This window comes from Corynebacterium sp. Marseille-Q4381 (assembly GCF_036881695.1).
Taxonomy (GTDB): domain Bacteria; phylum Actinomycetota; class Actinomycetes; order Mycobacteriales; family Mycobacteriaceae; genus Corynebacterium.
In genome coordinates, this window is sequence record NZ_JBAJNR010000003.1 from 69,006 (window position 1) to 84,457 (window position 15,452).

Annotated in this window: 12 protein-coding genes, 3 tRNA genes and 1 pseudogene; 2 read left to right on the top strand and 14 right to left on the bottom strand. The window is 65.7% G+C overall.

Going from position 1 to position 15,452, the window contains the following annotated elements; genetic code table 11:
- The first annotated feature begins 6 nt into the window (after nucleotides 1-6).
- Nucleotides 7-717: an IclR family transcriptional regulator gene (locus V6D40_RS03455; RefSeq protein WP_334288971.1), complete on the top strand. Its 711-nt coding sequence runs from the start codon at nucleotides 7-9 to the stop codon at nucleotides 715-717.
- 11 nt (nucleotides 718-728) lie between these two features.
- Here the strand turns inward: V6D40_RS03455 and V6D40_RS03460 are convergent.
- From V6D40_RS03460 to V6D40_RS03515, 12 genes and pseudogenes are all read right to left on the bottom strand, one after another.
- A pseudogene (locus V6D40_RS03460) lies at nucleotides 729-3,479 on the bottom strand (FAD/NAD(P)-binding protein); the annotation flags it as partial.
- Nucleotides 3,476-4,450, bottom strand: coding sequence for a pyridoxal-phosphate dependent enzyme (locus V6D40_RS03465; protein ID WP_334288972.1), 975 nt, complete (start codon nucleotides 4,448-4,450; stop codon nucleotides 3,476-3,478). The pseudogene V6D40_RS03460 and the gene V6D40_RS03465, both read right to left, overlap by 4 nt.
- A 17-nt stretch (nucleotides 4,451-4,467) precedes the next feature.
- Nucleotides 4,468-5,055 (bottom strand): HD domain-containing protein, encoded by a 588-nt coding sequence (locus V6D40_RS03470; RefSeq protein WP_334288973.1) that lies wholly within the window; start codon nucleotides 5,053-5,055, stop codon nucleotides 4,468-4,470.
- A gap of 115 nt (nucleotides 5,056-5,170) precedes the next feature.
- Nucleotides 5,171-5,243 (bottom strand) — tRNA-Glu (locus V6D40_RS03475).
- A 90-nt stretch (nucleotides 5,244-5,333) separates the two neighbouring features.
- Nucleotides 5,334-5,960: a hypothetical protein gene (locus V6D40_RS03480; RefSeq protein WP_334288974.1), complete on the bottom strand. Its 627-nt coding sequence runs from the start codon at nucleotides 5,958-5,960 to the stop codon at nucleotides 5,334-5,336.
- Between the two features lie 29 nt (nucleotides 5,961-5,989).
- On the bottom strand, nucleotides 5,990-7,042 hold the full coding sequence (locus V6D40_RS03485) for an ABC transporter ATP-binding protein (RefSeq protein ID WP_334288975.1): 1,053 nt from the start codon (nucleotides 7,040-7,042) through the stop codon (nucleotides 5,990-5,992).
- Nucleotides 7,043-7,057: 15 nt separating this feature from the next.
- Nucleotides 7,058-8,602, bottom strand: a complete 1,545-nt coding sequence (locus V6D40_RS03490; RefSeq protein ID WP_334289100.1) for an ABC transporter permease — start codon at nucleotides 8,600-8,602, stop codon at nucleotides 7,058-7,060.
- 74 nt (nucleotides 8,603-8,676) lie between these two features.
- Nucleotides 8,677-9,741 (bottom strand): ABC transporter substrate-binding protein, encoded by a 1,065-nt coding sequence (locus V6D40_RS03495; protein ID WP_334288976.1) that lies wholly within the window; start codon nucleotides 9,739-9,741, stop codon nucleotides 8,677-8,679.
- A gap of 144 nt (nucleotides 9,742-9,885) precedes the next feature.
- Nucleotides 9,886-9,958, bottom strand: a tRNA-Glu gene (locus V6D40_RS03500).
- A 32-nt stretch (nucleotides 9,959-9,990) separates the two neighbouring features.
- Nucleotides 9,991-10,062 (bottom strand) — tRNA-Gln (locus V6D40_RS03505).
- A gap of 126 nt (nucleotides 10,063-10,188) precedes the next feature.
- Entirely contained in the window at nucleotides 10,189-11,682 is a 1,494-nt protein-coding gene (gene gltX, locus V6D40_RS03510) for a glutamate--tRNA ligase (protein ID WP_334288977.1), read from the bottom strand.
- A gap of 42 nt (nucleotides 11,683-11,724) precedes the next feature.
- Nucleotides 11,725-12,756, bottom strand: a complete 1,032-nt coding sequence (locus V6D40_RS03515; protein WP_334288978.1) for an alpha/beta hydrolase family esterase — start codon at nucleotides 12,754-12,756, stop codon at nucleotides 11,725-11,727.
- Nucleotides 12,757-12,880: 124 nt separating this feature from the next.
- Between V6D40_RS03515 and V6D40_RS03520 the strand changes: the two genes are divergently transcribed.
- Entirely contained in the window at nucleotides 12,881-14,020 is a 1,140-nt protein-coding gene (locus V6D40_RS03520; RefSeq protein ID WP_334288979.1) for an isochorismate synthase, read from the top strand.
- 21 nt (nucleotides 14,021-14,041) lie between these two features.
- Here V6D40_RS03520 and V6D40_RS03525 read toward each other — a convergent pair whose 3' ends face one another.
- Together V6D40_RS03525 and V6D40_RS03530 are read right to left on the bottom strand one after the other, a co-directional pair.
- Nucleotides 14,042-14,833: a fumarylacetoacetate hydrolase family protein gene (locus tag V6D40_RS03525; RefSeq protein WP_334288980.1), complete on the bottom strand. Its 792-nt coding sequence runs from the start codon at nucleotides 14,831-14,833 to the stop codon at nucleotides 14,042-14,044.
- Nucleotides 14,834-14,878: 45 nt separating this feature from the next.
- Nucleotides 14,879-15,451, bottom strand: a complete 573-nt coding sequence (locus tag V6D40_RS03530) for an exonuclease domain-containing protein (protein ID WP_334288981.1) — start codon at nucleotides 15,449-15,451, stop codon at nucleotides 14,879-14,881.
- Between the last annotated feature and the right edge of the window lies 1 nt (nucleotide 15,452).

The window sequence follows — 15,452 nt, forward strand, 5'->3', positions numbered from 1 at the left end:
TCCAGCATGCGGAATGCTAGTATCCATCGTGTGAGACAGTATAGCGAAGACTCGGGCATCAAAGTTCTTGACCGCTCGGTAGCGATCGTGCGATCCGTAGCGTCGGGCGACAAGTCCCTGGCAGCCTTGAGCGAAGACACCGGCTTGCCGCGCGCGACTACCCACCGCATCGCCACCGCGCTGGAAATCCACCACATTCTCTCGCGCACGGAGCAGGGATCCTGGACCATCGGGCCCGCGCTGGCCCACTTCACCGCGGGTACCCCGCCGCAGCTGCTCACCGCCGCGGGACCAGTAATGCGCGAGCTCGTTGAAACGACGGGCGAATCCGCCCAGCTTTACGAACTCACGGGCGACACCCGCACCTGTATTGCCGCCGAGGAGCCCGAAAGCGGACTGCACAACGTGGTGCCGGTTGGCTCCCAGCTCACTCTGTCAGCGGGCTCAGCCGCCCGCGTCTTCGCGGCGCATTTGCTTATCGACGCCCCCTTCAACCCATCCGACCTCGAACAAGTCAGAGCCGACGGCTACGCAGAATCCGTCGCAGAACGAGAAGTGGGGCTCGCGTCCGTGTCCGCGCCGGTGTTCCAGCCGGACGGCGCGCTCGTGGCGGTGCTGTCGATTTCCGGTCCGGCGGAACGGCTCAAGCCCTCCCCCGCCGAGCGCTGGGGCAAGGAGCTGCTTGCGGCGAAGGTGCGGTTGGAGGAGTCGCTGTAGGCGTCGCGCCGGTCGATCGCGTCGAGCTCGCCTTGCGGCCACACCACGTTCTTGGCCAGCGGAATCTGGTGCGACGCGCTCTCCAGGATGTGCATGAAGTAGCCCGCCGCGTTGGGGATGGCCACGATGTCGCCGGCTGCGACCCCCTTTGGGAAGCGGATCTTGCGCCGCAGGATGATCTCGTCCTCGATGCAGTACGCACCCACCAGGAACGCCTCGACCGGTTCCCCGTCCGAGGTGCGTTTCACCAGCACCGGATCGGTAAGGTAGTCGTCCGAGGTGGTGCGGCACTGTGTACGGTTCATCTCTAGACCGACCAGGGGCAGGCCGTCCGAGCGGGTCTTCACAAACGCGACGCGGGCGAGGATGACACCGCAGCCGTCCAGAAGCGAGCGCCCTGGTTCTAGGTGCAGTCGGAGACCGCGTTCGCGTAATCCGTCTGCGATACCGTCGGCAAGCACTTGCTCCAGCCATTCCCCACGCGTCGGCTCCTGCCAGTACGGGTAGGTGTTGGTGAGCGGATCCGCCTTCCACGTGAAGGCCTCTGCGTAACCGGCGCGCTGGGCGGCAATAGCTGCTTGGTAGTCGTCCCACTGGCACTTGTGCTCGAGGTAGCGCATGGGAACTCCCCCGCCGATGTCGATGAACTGGGGGGCGTGGCCTGAGGCGGTGAGGGCGTCGACAAGCTGCATGCACTCGCGCAGCGCCGCAGAGCGGTCTGCGGCCGCGTACCCGTGAAGGTGGGCATGGAGACCAACGATGCTCACGCTTGCCGACGGCTCGCTGAGATGCCCAACCCAATCCTCCAGCCGCTCGCCGAACCGGGTAGGCGGCATGGTCTCTGGATCGGGCGCCAGACGCGGGGCGACGCGGGCGGTCAACCCGGACGCCTCGGCGAGTTCGCGGATGCGGTCGTACTCAGCGCGGTTATCGGCCGAAATGACTACACCGTTGTCGATGGCCAACTGCAGCAGGCGGTCCGGCTTGATGGCGGCGGAGAGGATAATGCGGTCTCCCGGCACGTTGTGGTCGAGCACTTGGCGCAGCTCGTTCTCGCTGGCGACGTCGACGCCGTTGCCGGTGTCGCGCGCCGTGTCGGCGAAAACAAGGCCCTTATTGGCCTTCCGCGCGTAGAACACTTTGGTCTCCACACCGAAACGCTCACCCGCTTCCACCAACTCGTCGATGTTGGCCTGCATTGGGCCCGGGTTCAGGACGTTGACGGGGCTGCCGTAGCGCTCAATCAGCGCGTGGCAGGCATCCGGGTCCGCGAGCAGTTCTTGCGACCACTCGAAATGTTTCGGTTGGAGTGGCGGGAGCCCGTGGACGCGATCCGGTTTCTCCATCGCTGCGGCGCTGACGCGGTCAGCCCAGCGGTCGATGACGTCGTGCTTGGTGCGCTTCAGGGTGTCGTGGCCGAGGATCAGGCTTTCGTTCATCCGCCCGGCCGCGGCGATGTGCCGCTGGCCCACGAGCGTGCCGTCGCGCTCGACGTGCAGGGCGTTGGTGTCGGCATAGCGCTTGCCGACGCCCGCCTCCACCACATTGCCCACCAGCGTGCCCTCGACCACGCCGGGCGGGGGCAGGACTGCGTCGATGATCACGGTCGCGCCGACCTCCCCTGCCAGCGTGCGGAGGTCGTCGTTTCCGCGGGCCAGGAGCTCGGTGCGGATTCGGCCGGCATCGAGAAGTTGTAGGAGGATCTCCGCTGACTCCGGCGGCGGGCCGAAGGCGACGCGCTCCATCGTCCGGGTGAACGCATCGAAGTCCTTGCCGCCCAGCGACTCGCGGCCGCCGAACGAGGCGCGCTCAATCAGCGCGTCGTAGGTGTCACGGAAGGCCACCTGCGCGGCCAGCGCCGGCGTCCACGGTTGTTCGCCCCGGGACGCAGCGAGTGATGCGCGCAGTTCTGCCACCGCGTCGCCGGTGAAATCCTCGCCGGCGAGAACGCTGCGGATGTCCTGCGCGTCCCCGTCTCCACCGGTGATGCGGAGGATCTCGAGCGCGCAGTCGAGGAGGATGTCCTCAAGCTCGCTCAGGTTGCGGCACCCGAGGATCGCCTGCGACGCCGCGTCGATGCGGGGCTGCGCCCGCTTTTTCGCATCCCCGTCAAGATAAGCCTTGACCTCCATGAAGCGGCCGGAGCGGGTGACCGGGTAGAAAACTTTCGCTTCGGCGTACTTCACCACGTCAATAAACGTCAGGGCCGCTCCCCGCACCAGTACGATGTCGTCCTCGCTGACAACGTCGAGGTTCGATGCCGGGTACGCCGGGGCCACAACCCTGCAGCCGCCCACGGATTCGTATGCCAGCGAACCCGGCCAATCGTGCGCGTGGCCGGTGACGATAAGAACTTCGTCGAAGCGTTCCCCCGCCACGTCAACCCCGTCCGCGGTGGGCGAGATCTCCTCCACCCGCTCGATGCGGTGCGTCACGCGGCAGCGCAGCGGCAGGTGCTCCTCGAGGGCGCGCCAGGAGGCGGCCAAGTGCTCGCCAACATGCGCGCGACTAGGAAAGTCGCCTTCCAGCTGATCCTCGGGGTCGAAGGGACCCAGCTGCGTTGCCACAATCGTCTTGGGCGCGTTCAAGATCCACGCTCGCGGCACGGAAACCCCGAACGCCCCTGGCGCTGACGCCTCGGGAAGCGGCCGGTCGTTGAACACGGTCAGATGAATTGCTGCCCCGCGCTGCCGGGCTCGCTCCATCAGTGCTTCCGCCGCCCACAGCCCGCGCGGTCCCGCGCCGATGATCGCTACCTTCATACTGCGCCTCCAATCTGCTCCGCAACCCACTCGTCGTTGTACACCGTGTCCAAATACGCCCGGCCGTCGTCGTGGAAGATGGCGACAATCTCGCGCGCGGCACCCTCATCGATGAGCTGGGCCACAGCTGCGGCAACAGCGCCGCCTGATGCCCCTGGCACAAACCCTGTGGTGCGTGCCAACCCCCGTGCCGAGCGCACCGCATCCGACGCAGGCACCCGAATGACGCGGTCTGGAACGACGTCCTTCGACAACTCGGTCACCACGCCTGCGCCGTAGCCGGGGAGGATGCGGTCGCCGCGGGTGCCGTCGAAAAGCACGGAGCCCTCAGCGTCAACCGCGACGACGGTCGTGTCGTAACCGTGCTCGCGGATGTGCTTCAAGCAGCCGCCGACGGTGCCGGTTGTGCTCACAGCCACGGCGAGCAACTCCGGGGCGTGGCCAAGTTGCTCCACGATCTCCGCCATCGTGCCTTGATCGTGGGCGTCGAACGCTGCGCGGTTGGAGTACTGGTCTAGGTTCACCGCCCCGATCTCCTCCTTCAGCTGCGCCACGAGGTTGCGGCGCGCGGTGAGCCAGTCGCCCGTTTCGGGGTCAGGCTGCTCCACCGGGTGCAGCACCGCCCCGAGGGCAGCGATCATCGACAGCGTCGCCCGGTTGGTGCGGGGGTCAACTACGCAGTGAAACTCCCAACCGCCCGCGACCGCCTCCCGCGCGAGCGCAATGCCGAGGTTGCCGCTGGAGGACTCGACCGCAACCGCGCCCGGGTGAAGCAGCCCCTTCGCGGTCGCGTCGGCCACCATCGCCCGCGCCGAGCGGTCCTTCGCGCTGCCGCCGGGGTTGAAAGACTCGAGCTTCCCCCACACCTGGCTTTCGCCGCCCTCCTGGAAACCGCGGGAAAGATCGACGAGCGGGGTGCCGCCGATCGCGCCGAGGATGCCTGGCGCGGCAGCGGTTGAAGGTAGATTCATGCGTTCCAGCTTATGCGCTAGAGCGCCTCGAGCTCCGCCACCCGCTTCTGAAGCTCCACAACCAGCGGGTTCCCCGGCAGCCGCTCGGAGGCGACGTTGCTCACAGCGCGGTACCACCACTGCTGGCGCTCCTTTCCGGAGTTGAACCGCGCCCAGATGTCCTCCCCGATTGCCTGGTGGTCCGCCAGGATGGACAGCAAGTTGTGCAGCTTGTCCGCCGCGGAGATCAGCACACTGCCGTCGTCGGAGGCCCGCAGGTGCTCCAGGTACGCGTCCGCGCGGGACTGCCAATCGGGCAGCAAGGAATCCTTCGTCACACCGCCAACGAGTTCCACGACCCGGGGGCCGAAATCTGCTTCCATCTCCTCGGCCGAATACTCCTCCGGCACGTCCTCCAGAATGTCGTGGAAGAGCGCCGCGATGAGCACGTCCTCGTCGTCCGTGACTTCGGAGACCAAGTGCATGACGCCGAAGATGTGCGAGATGTAGGGAATGTCGGTGCCCTTGCGCACGTGGCCCCGGTGCGCCCACGCAGCGGTATTGATGGCGCGAATGAGGCGCGGCGACGCGGTGAATTCTTTGTTGAAGCTCGTGGTGTTTGTCATGGCTCGTATGTTACGTCCCCACCTCTACACGCCAGCTTCACGTGACGAACATATGTTCGAACGAATAAGCGAAACAAAACCTCCAGCTCGTTGTTGAACCGGAGGTTTTGCCTTGTACCCCGTACGGGATTTGAACCCGTGTTACCGCCGTGAGAGGGCGACGTCCTAGGCCGCTAGACGAACGGGGCGCGCTCGCTTGCTTGCGACTCCACAACAATATGGCACGCGCGCCGCCTCCAACAAATCGCCAGGCCAACAGCATTTCTCGACGAGAACCTTTAGAAGAAAACGGTGTACTCGCGCTCCATAAACGCGCCGCTGCCGGTGCGCGCGTCCCAGCACGTCACCCCGACCTCTTCCACAGCACAGACCATCTCGCCGAAGTACACCACGTCGCCGTACGGCACGACCTCCGGCACCAGCGTGTCGGTTTCACCGAACGCGCCCTCGAAGTATGCCGGAACGTCGCCCTTCGCCAGCGCCTCCCCGTTTACGACGTCGATGGCCCACTTCGCCATGCCGTTCGGCAACGTGCCCATCGCGTGGTTCTCGTTGTACGACAGCACCCCGCAGTACATCGACCGCGCATCCGCACCGTCATCCCACATCTCGCAGCCGATGTTGCCGCTCGGCGCGGTGAACACCCCGACGTCGCCGTACTGCGTGTGCTTGACCGTCGCAACGGGGCGCGCCTCCGGCGGCACCGGTCCTCCCGCACCCGGATACGCAGCCGGTGCGCGAGCGGGCGGCTCCGGCGCCGCCTGCTCGCGCGAGGGCTCCTCACTCGCCGGCTCCTCGCTCTCCGGCGAGGCAGACACCACCACGGTCGAGGTCTCGGTTTCGACCAGCGCAGGCGTTTGCTCGCCGGCACACCCCGCCAAAGCCAGCGGAACCGCCAAAAACACCGCCGACGCACAATTCTTCAGGTTCGCAGCTATGCCTCCTTGTACACCAGCGGCGACGTTACCGTCAGCGCGACCCGGTCCCCCACCTCGGGTTTCGGCGTCAGCCCCAGCCGCGCACGGAACTCCACGCCACTCGCCTCCAGCGTCACGGAGTACGAGTTCACCTCGTAGAGCACGGAAGTCACGGCCGCATCCAAGGAGCTAGTGCTTGTCGACGCCCCCGTCCCCACCATCTCCGGCAACACCGCGACCACCACGCTCTCACCATCGCGAAGCTCGTCATCTGCCTGCACGTCGGCGACGGGCCAGGACATTCCTAGCGACGCCACCTCGACTAGACCTTGGCGCACGACGCCGTCGAGCAACGTGGCGTCGGCGATAAACGACGCTACCCACGCCGTCGCTGGGCGGGTCACGATCGCTTCGGGGGTGTCGAGTTGTTCGAGGCGGCCGTCGTGAAGCACTGCAATCCGGTCGGCAATTGCGATGGCCTCCTTGCGGTCGTGGGTGACATGCACTGTGGTGAGGTTGGACTGGCGGGTCAGCGTCACCAACTCGCGGCGAAGCGAGTCGCGCAGTGGCTCGTCGAGGGCGGAAAGCGCCTCGTCTAAAAGCAGCACCTCCGGCTCCGCAACAATCGCCCGCGCGAGCGCCACGCGCTGGCGCTGCCCACCGGAGAGCGTCGCGGGCCGGCGCTTGCCGTATCCCTCAAGGCCAACTGTTGCAAGGGTTCGCTCGACGCGCTGCTTTTCCTCCGCGCGCTTCACGCCGGCTCGGCGCAGCGGGTAAGCGACGTTGTCGGCGACGCTCATGTGCGGCCAGACGGCGTGCTGCTGGAACACCATGCCCATGTGCCGCTTCTCCGGCGGGGTGTTGGACACGTCTGTGCCGCCGAGCTCGATCGAGCCTGCTGATGGCTCGATGAACCCTGCGATGGTGCGCAGCAGCGTCGTCTTGCCCGAACCGGACGGTCCGACGAGTGCGACGAACTCGCCGCTCGGGATCGCCAGGTTGATGTCCTCTAAGCCAACGGTGCCGCCGGGGAACACCACTTTCAGGCCGCTGACCACAATGTCGCTCATGATCGCCTTTCTTCCTTACGCGTTCTTGCCGGGGTTTCGCACGGTTAACGCCAGCGCCGCGATACCGATCACCGCGAACATCAGGGCGAGTGCGGACGCCTGGTTATAGTTGCCTGACTGCTGCAGGTTAAACAGCTGCACACCAATGGTGGTGGTGCCGGGCGCGACCAAGAGGATGGATACAGTCAGCTCGCGCACTGCGGTCACCGCCACAAGGACCGCGCCGGAGAACACCGCGGGCAGCGCCATCCGGCCGCTGGTGTCCCACACGGCGCGCAACCGGCCCGCACCGGAGATTTGCGCGGCCTCCTCCACCGCCGCCGGGATCTTCGCCAGCGGCGCGCGCACCGCCTGCAGCACCATGGCCGTAAACGCGCAGACGTAGGCGGCGAGAATGATCCAGCGGGTGTTGTACATGCCGGTGTAGCGGCCGACGATCACCCAGCCGACGCCGATGATCAACCCCGGTAGCGCCGACGGCAGGAGCGTGATCAAACTGAGCGCCGTGTTCGACCGCGCCCTGGTGCGCGTTACCAAAATACCGATCATCCAGCCCAGGACGCCGCACGCTAGCGCTGCCCCAAGTGCGAGCGTGACAGAGTTGCCGAACCCCTCGCGCACGCGCGGATTGGCCAGGGTGCGCTGGAAGTTGTCCAACGAGATATTCTCCATCGTGAACGGCACACCGGGCGCCGGTAGCAGCGCGCGGTAGGTCAAGCCGAGCAGCGGTCCAAGCGTCAGCGCTAGTGCCAGCACCCAGGCAACCACGGACACGGGCCACTTGGCCGAGCCGAGTGAGAGTTTCATGGTGCCGCCGCCGGAGACGGTCGACGTGGCGCGCCGCGACACCGCGTAGTCAGCGACCACAGCCCCGATTCCGAGGATCATCAGCACCGCGCCGACTGTCGACACCACTTGCAGCGGGTTGGCCACCGTCCCCGATTCCATAAACCGGTAGACCATGGTGGCAAGCGTTTCGAACCGCACAGGCGAGCCAAGGATCGAGGGAATACCGAAATCTGCCAGGTTGGATACTGCCGTCAGGGTAAACGCGCTCAGTAGCGCCGGGCCCAGCAGCGGAATGGTGACGGTCTTCAGCACCGTGCCGCTGCCCGCCCCGCTCACGCGCGCCGCCAGCTCCAGATCGGATGGAATGGAGCGCAACGCCGCGGACACGATGACGTACACCACCGGGTACGAATGCAAAACCATCAGGAAGATGATGCCGTCGGCGCCGTAGATGTCCCAGATGGGGCGGCCGAAGACCGCGTTGAGTCCCTGGTTGCGCCCGAACAGCTGCAGCCACGAGATCGCCCCGACGAACGGCGGCACAAGCAGCGGGGACAGCAGGAACAACCGCAGCGCGGTCGCGCCGGCCACGTCGGTGCGCTCAAGCAGGATCGCAATCGTCCCGCCCACAACGACAGCGCCGACGGACGACAGCAGCGTGGTGTAGACGGAGTTCCACGTCGCCTTGCCCAGGCCCTGCTCAACCAGCACCGGAAACTGGTTGCCCCCGAGCGCCAGCGACACCACCATGGCGAGCGGGGCAAGAAACATCGCCGCGGCAATCAGCCATACCCCAATGCGGGCGAGGCCGATACCCGGCGAGAATCGTTTGGTCACGCGTGAACCTAGTTCATCGCGTTCTGGAAGAAGTCCACCGAGCGCTGGCGGTCCTTGGTCAGGGTCTCCAGGTCGGTGCTCATCAGCGCGATGTCGCTGAGCTTCGGCGCGTCGCCCGGGGTGCCGACAGACTCGATCACCGGCAGGTAGTTCTGCTCGACGGCGATCTTCTGGGCCTTCTCAGACAGGATGAAGTTGATGTAGCGCTGCGCGGCGTCCTTGTGCTCCGAATCCTTGAACACGGCGATCGGCTCGGTGATGTACGGCGAGCCTTCGGTGGCGTAAACCTCCTTGATCGGGGAGCCCTTCGCTGCGAGGTCGCGCACCAGGTAGTCGACGACGACGCCCACCGGGTGGCCGCCAGAAGCGATCTCCTGGGAGGTCGGGCCGTTGGATGCGGCGATCATCGGGTGGTTTGCGCCGAGGTCGGTCACCCACGCCTCGCCGAGTTTGTCGTCGTTCATCCACACAGTCGCGTTGAAGGCGGCTGCACCGGAGACGGCCGGGTCCGGCATGACGATCTTGTCCATGTACTTCTCGTCGGTGAGGTCAGCCCACGACGCCGGAGCGTCAGCCTGGTCGACGACGTCGGTGTTGTAGGCGATAACGGTCGGGATCAGGCGGGTGCCCACATAGAACCCGTCCGGGTCAACCACTTCCTCGAGGACATCGCCGGTCTCGACGCTGTCGAACTCGCTCAAAAGGTCGTCGCTCTTAAAACCCTCGAACGTCGGGGCATCGGCCGCCCAGATCAGGTCAGCCTCGACCTTGCCGGAGGTGCGCTCAGCCTCGATGCGGGCCTTCAGATCGCCAGTGCCGGCGCGGTACACCTGGACCTCGACGTCCGGGTTCTCCTCCTGGAACGCGCGGTTGATCTCGTCGACCTTCTCCTCCGGCTCGGAGGTGTAGAGGGTCAGCACAGTCTTCTCTCCGGAGGCGGCGGCGGTGGTCGCGCCGTCGTTGGCCGCAGTCGTCGCGGAGTTGTCTGCGGACGGCTCGGAGCACCCCACCAGCGTGAGCGCGGCGGTGCCGAAGATTGCGGCGGCAGAGAGGGACTTGTTGAGGAAGCTCATGGGGGTCTCCTTGCGTCAGGTGAACTAAGGCTCAGCCAAAAGTAACACCGTTGCCCCGCACGCGCGCGCCGAGCAGGGGGCGAGCTGACGAAAAGAAAAAACCTCCGGGCTTCTGCGTGGAGCAGATGCGCCGGAGGCTTGTTGTACCCCGTACGGGATTTGAACCCGTGTTACCGCCGTGAGAGGGCGACGTCCTAGGCCGCTAGACGAACGGGGCAAAGGACCAAGATCAACGTTTCGATCTTGTCGCTGGCCTACCAGGACTCGAACCTAGAATGACGGTACCAGAAACCGTAGTGTTGCCAATTACACCATAGGCCATTCGTTTTCCAGCGACTTGCGCTCGCTGAACAACGTTGAACACTATAACCACAGACCGCAAACACGACCAAATCGCCAGCTCAAAGGACAATTCGGCCGAGTCACAACGGTGTGATTACCCGGCGATTATTCCGCCGCGAACGGGGTCTGCTCACGAGCCGAACGAAGGCGGGCCAGGGTCGAGTCGCGTCCGAGCAGCTCCATGGACTCGAACAGCGGCGGAGAGACCGCCTCTCCGGAGATGCCGACGCGCAGTGCGCCGAAAGCGACGCGCGGCTTCAGCCCGAGGTCGGTGATCAGCGCCTGGTTGAGCGCCGCCTCGATAGCTTCGGTCTTCCACTCGTCCTCGCTGATCGCTTCGAGCGCGGCGATACCAGCATCGAGTGGGGCAACCGCCGCTTCCTTCAGGTTTTTCTTCGCGGCCTTGTCGTCTAGGACGAGGTCTTCGTCGGCGGTCACGAGGAACTTCAGTAGCCCGTAGGCGTCGGAAAGCACCTTGATGCGCGTTTGCACCAGGTCCGCTGCGACCGCGAACTTCTCATCCGGGTAGTCGGCCGGGAAATCGGTGTATTCGGTCAGGTACGCGCGCAGCCGGTTCTTGAAGTCCTCCGGCTCAAGCAGGCGGATGTGGTCGGCGTTGATTGCCTCCAGCTTCTTCTGGTCGAACCGGGCCGGGTTGCCCAGCACGTCGGAGACGTCAAAGGCGCCGACGAACTCCTCGACGCTGAAGATGTCCTTATCCGCAGACAGCGACCATCCCAGCAGCGCGAGGTAGTTGATCATGCCCTCCGGGATGATGCCGTTGTCGCGGTGGTTGAACAGGTTCGATTCCGGGTCGCGCTTGGACAACTTCTTGTTGCCCTGCCCCATCACGAACGGCAGGTGGCCGAACTCCGGGGTGAAGTCCGCGACGCCAATGCGCTTGAGTGCCTCGTACAGCGCCATCTGGCGCGGGGTGGACGAAAGCAGGTCCTCGCCGCGGAGCACGTGGGTGATGCCCATCAGCGCGTCGTCGACAGGGTTGACCAGTGTGTAGAGCGGCGCGCCGTTCGAGCGGGCAACCACGTAGTCCGGCTGCGTTTCGGACTTGAAGGTCACCTCGCCACGGACCAGGTCGTTCCAGGTCCAGTCCTGCTCCGGCATGCGCAGACGCCACACCGGCTTGCGGCCCTCCGCCTCGAACGCGGCGATCTGCTCGTCGCTTAAGTCCCGGTCGTAGTTGTCGTAACCCAGCTGCGGATCGCGGCCGGCGGCCTTGTGCCGCTCCGCCACTTCCTCGTTCGTCGAGTACGCCGGGTACACCTCGCCCGCCTCAATCAGCTTGTTCAGGACATCTTTGTAGATGTCCATGCGCTGCGACTGGCGGTACGGCTCGTGCGGGCCGCCAGTGACAACGCCCTCGTCCCAGGTCATTCCGAGCCAGTTCAGCGAGTCGATGATCGCCTGGTACGAGTCCTCGGAGTCGCGCGCGGCGTCGGTGTCCTCGATGCGGAAAACAAACGTTCCCCCGCTGTGGCGGGCCTGCGCCCAGTTGAACAGGGCTGTGCGGACCATGCCGACGTGGGGGGTGCCGGTTGGTGAGGGGCAGAATCGAACGCGCATTGTTCCAGCTTGAGTCATAGCCTTGATGCTACAGGCCGGGAAATGCGCGGCAACGACCCGCTACTTCGAGTGGCGGGAAAGGAACGCCCACATCTCGTCTGCCGCCGACGGCGAGTACCACCAGAAGTGGTTCGAGCCGTGGACCTGGATCACCTCGACGCCCTTGGCGCAGCCGCGGGCAGAAACCCGCGTGGCGTTGCTGCCCACCGGCGCGCGGTCGACGGCGCCGGCGCAGCGGTTGCGGCGCTCGTACGACACGAACATCTCCGGCACCGGGATCACGCGCTGGCCTCGGCGGATGGTGCCGTAGTACGGGGTGAGCCCGTCGCTCATGCCGTGGATGGCCATGAACGCGACCGGAATGTTCTGGCACCCCATGTTCACCGGCGCATAGTAAGCACCGGATACGCCCGCGACACCCGCAAAGAGGTCCGCCATGTGGCACGCGGAGACCGCAGCCATGCCGCCGCCGGTGGACATGCCGGTGGCGTAGATGCGGCGGCGGTCGATGTTGTAGTAGCGCTGTACGTCATCGATCATGGCCCGCACAAACGCGATGTCTTGGCCCGGGCCGGTCGCCGCGGTCGGCGAGCCCTCCCAAGAGGCGCCGATTGCGCGAGGGTACACGATGATTGCGTCGCGGCCGACGGAGGATTCGCGCAGGCGGGAGTAGTTGCGGAAGTTTTCGGTGGAGTCCTGGTACGCCGAGTAGCCGACCATCACCGGGGTCGGGTTTGCCGGGTTGTAGTTGCGCGGGACCCAGATCAGGTAGCTGCGACCGGCGGCCCAGATCTCGCCGTTGCTTCCGTTGGCAACGGGAGCAGGTGCTTGTTGACGCCACGGGCCAACCTGAGCCGGCGCGGGGATGGGAGCCGGCGCTGGAGCACCCGGCAGGGAGGAACCAGCCGGCAGAGAGTCATTCGCCATCTGGACAAACTTGTTCCACTCTGCCGTAGCTTGGCCAATTGCTGCGTTGGCATCGCGGGCGATCTGCGACGACAAGTCCTGCGCCTGCGCGGGGGCCACGGTACCGGACACAAGAGCAATGGCCGTGGCGACGCGCGCGAGTGCGCGTGTAAATCGAGCGTTCAAGAGCGGGTACCCTTCCCCAGCAACAGTCACAGGAATAACACACGTAACAGTACTGCAGCGCTCAGCGAGCAACAACCGGAAGCACACGCCTGCGACACCGCACCGCAAGTTACACTGATTCACCGTGTCACCCGCCCCCCAGTCCGCTTCTGCACCGGCCCGCCCCGACTCCGCTCCCGATTTCCTGCTCTCGCGGCAATCGGGATCGGTGCGCACACAGGGCAGCTCAGCGACGTTTAACAAGGTCGAGGATGCGGTCGAAGCGCTGCGCCAAGGCGACGCAGCAATGATTGTGGGAGCGCTACCGTTCGAGCAGGCCTGCTCCGCGGCGCTCACAGTCCCGCAGCGGGTCATCGCCGAAGCCGGCGCGCTGACGCCGCACCCCTACTACACGCACGGACCGGGGTCGCTGCTTTCCGCTTCAATCGCGGGCTTCGACCCCTCGCCGGCGGAGCACCTGCGCCGGGTTGAAGCCGCGGTGTCGACCATCCGCCGCTCGTCGCTGGACAAGGTTGTCCTCGCCCGCGCCGTGGACATCGCCTTCGATCCCCCAGTCGACCCCCGCCTGGTCGCGGCGCGCTTGATCGAGCTCTCGGCGGCGCGCGACGGTTTCATCGCCGATCTCACGCCCGCCGGGCGACGCGGTCACTTCCTCGTCGGCTCCTCCCCGGAGGTGCTGGTAAAACGGCAGGGCAACCGCGTCACCTCGTTCCCGCTGGCCGGGTCGGCAGCGCGTGTGACCGGCGACCCCCAAGCCGACCTCGCTGCCGGCACTGCCCTTTCGCAGTCGGCGAAGGATTTGGACGAGCACGCCTTTGTGGTCGACCACATCCGCGCGCGCCTCGCCCCGTTGTGCACCGAGCTGGCCGTGCCCCAGGCACCGATGCTGACCAAGACCAACGAAATGTGGCACCTCGCCACACCGATCGAGGGCACGCTGAAAGATCCCGCCCCCAGCGCGCTCGAACTCGCGTCGCTGCTCTACCCCACCCCAGCCGTGTGCGGTACACCTGTGTCCGCGGCCGAGGCGCTGATCACCACTGCGGAATCGGAACGTGGCTTCTACGCGGGCGCAGTGGGCTACACCAGCGCCGACGGCGACGGCGAATACATGGTGGCGATCCGCTGCGCCGAGGTTGACGGCGAGGGCCGAACCGCCCGCGCGTGGGCTGGCGGCGGCCTCACCGCCGATTCCGATCCCGAGTCCGAGCTGGAGGAAACCTCGGCCAAGCTCCGCACTATGCTGCGCGCACTCGGGCTGTAGCGCCCAAGCTCTACAGTCTGCCTAGGCGGATTCGACCGGGTTGCCCAGCTTGCCGATGCCCGGGATCTCAACCTCGATGAAATCGCCCGGCACCATCTTCGCGGTTCCCGCGGGCGAGCCGGTGGCCATGACGTCGCCCGGCAGCATGGTGAAGGACTGCGTGACCCACTCCACCATCTGGCCTATGTTCAGAATCATCTGGTTCGAATTCGAGTCCTGCTTGGTCTCGGTCACACCGTCGTGGGTGAGGTGGGCCTTGATCGGCAGGTCGGAGAAGTCGAACTTGTCCAGATCCGTCTCAATCCACGGGCCGAGCGGACCAAAGGTGTCAATGCCCTTGGCGCGGGCCCACTGGCCGTCGGCGAACTGCAGGTCGCGCGAGGAGACGTCGTTGATGATGGTCACGCCGCGCACCACCGAGCGCCATTCTTCAGCCTTGACGTTTTTGCAGGGCACGCCGAAGACGACGGCCAGTTCGCCCTCGAACTCCACGCCGGTGGCGAAGTCCGGGATGCGGATCGGCGCCCCAGGGCCAACAACTGCGGTCGACGGTTTGATGAAGATTGTCGGCGGCAGGTGCTCGGCGGACTCCTTGAACACTTCGGCGACGTGGTCGGCGTAGTTGCGGCCGACTGCGACGATCTTGCTCGGCAGGGTCGGCGCGAGCAGCCTCACGTCTTCAAGCTTGTACTCTTTGCCGGTGTACTCGGGGTCCGTGAACGGGGTGCCAGCGATCGCTTTCGCGCTCACGCCCTCGTCATCGATCACCGCGAACGTCATCCCGTCTGGTGTTGCAATTCGTCCAAAACGCATGGTTCAAAAGCATACAGACTTGTACGTGGCGCGAGTCACGTTTTCTCAGCGCTTGTTTGCCGTCAGAGCGAGGTAGAGCTCGGCGCACGCGATCGCGTCAGTCAGCGCGTTGTGGTTGCGGTACGCGGGCAGGTTGTAGCGCTGGCGCACGCGCGCGAGCCGCAGGTCTTCGCCCCGCGGGTACGTGCCCATCCGCTCCATGTGGCGCCGCTCCATCTCCATCGTGTCCAGCACCTCGTTCGCCCCCCACTTCTTCTTCACCCCCCACTGGTCCCGGTAAAGCTGGGTGATGAACCCGGTTTCCATCTGGGCGAAGTGGGCAAGCAGGCGGTGGCCGCCAAGTGCCGCGTCGAGGCGCTCCAAAACCAGCGAGTGGTCCACGCCGAGGCGCGCCACGTCGTCGTCGGTGACCCCGTGGATCACGGCCGATTCTCCGATGCGCACGCCAGAAAGAATGTGGTACTCGGCTTGCGACAGGTCGATGACTCTGCCGCGCACGGGCACCCAGCCGATGGAGACGAGCGCGTCGCGGCCCGGTTTGAGCCCTGTCGTTTCGACGTCGACGGAGAGGAGGGGTGCGTCGTCAAGCAAGCCCTTGCCCTTGAAAAACCCGAGCACG

Bases quoted from the DNA above. Each gene is read 5' to 3' on its own strand.
- V6D40_RS03455 (WP_334288971.1), top strand. From the start codon at position 7: ATGCGGAATGCTAGTATCCATCGTGTGAGACAGTATAGCGAAGACTCG.
- V6D40_RS03465 (WP_334288972.1), bottom strand. From the start codon at position 4,450: ATGAATCTACCTTCAACCGCTGCCGCGCCAGGCATCCTCGGCGCGATC.
- V6D40_RS03470 (WP_334288973.1), bottom strand. From the start codon at position 5,055: ATGACAAACACCACGAGCTTCAACAAAGAATTCACCGCGTCGCCGCGC.
- V6D40_RS03485 (WP_334288975.1), bottom strand. From the start codon at position 7,042: ATGAGCGACATTGTGGTCAGCGGCCTGAAAGTGGTGTTCCCCGGCGGC.
- V6D40_RS03490 (WP_334289100.1), bottom strand. From the start codon at position 8,602: ATGTTTCTTGCCCCGCTCGCCATGGTGGTGTCGCTGGCGCTCGGGGGC.
- V6D40_RS03495 (WP_334288976.1), bottom strand. From the start codon at position 9,741: ATGAGCTTCCTCAACAAGTCCCTCTCTGCCGCCGCAATCTTCGGCACC.
- gltX (WP_334288977.1), bottom strand. From the start codon at position 11,682: ATGACTCAAGCTGGAACAATGCGCGTTCGATTCTGCCCCTCACCAACC.
- V6D40_RS03525 (WP_334288980.1), bottom strand. From the start codon at position 14,833: ATGCGTTTTGGACGAATTGCAACACCAGACGGGATGACGTTCGCGGTG.